Below are 717 nucleotides of genomic sequence, written 5' to 3'. Positions count from 1 at the left end.
GTCGAGCAACCGGTCGACCGGGCGGCGCACACCGTCCAGCCCCAGCGGGCCGATGCGGCTGGGCAGCGGCAGCGAGGGCAGGCCCAACTGCGCGTGCGCGGAGACCGTGCCGCACAGGAGCGCCAGGGCCACAAGAGCACGCATATTTACGAAGGGACTCATGAGTGGATCATATATGATTGGCTGATATCCCAATAACGAACGGCGCCGGGAAGAAAATCCCCGCCCGGATCGTTTACCTCATAGAGACCATGCTTGCCGACGACATCGCCGCCCTGCTGCCCCGCATGCGCCGCTTCGCGCGGGCGCTGACCTATCATCGCGAAGACGCGGACGACCTCGTCCAGATCGCGATGGAGCGCGCGCTCGGCCGCAGCGAGCAGTGGGAACCGGGCACGCGGCTCGACAGCTGGCTGTTCCGGATCATCAAGAACGCGTGGATCGACGAAGTGCGCAGCCGGACGCGGCGCGCCGAGTTATTCGCGCCCGAGGAGGAAGGCGAACACGTGGGCGACGACACCGCGCAGGCGCACCAGCAGCGGCTCGCGCTGCAGAAGGCGATCAGCCTGCTGTCCGGGGAACACCGGCTCGTCGTGGGCCTCGTGCTTGTCGACGGCCTGCCGTACAAGGAAGCGGCCGACGTGCTCGAGATCCCCGTCGGGACGCTCACGAGTCGCCTCGCGCGCGCCCGCGACGCCCTGCAGCAACTGCTCGCCG

The 717-nt window shown here is 68.2% G+C and carries 1 protein-coding gene; it reads left to right on the top strand.

The window, feature by feature from the left end; all coding sequences use genetic code 11:
• Positions 1-251: 251 nt before the first annotated feature.
• On the top strand, positions 252-717 hold a 466-nt coding region (locus ACEN88_RS33420), incomplete at its 3' end, for an RNA polymerase sigma factor (RefSeq protein ID WP_413346631.1).

Origin of the sequence: Massilia sp. CT11-108 (assembly GCF_047302915.1) — a bacterium.
GTDB classification, from domain to species: domain Bacteria; phylum Pseudomonadota; class Gammaproteobacteria; order Burkholderiales; family Burkholderiaceae_D; genus Telluria; species Telluria orientalis.
This window is presented reverse-complemented; position numbering and strand designations above follow the sequence as displayed.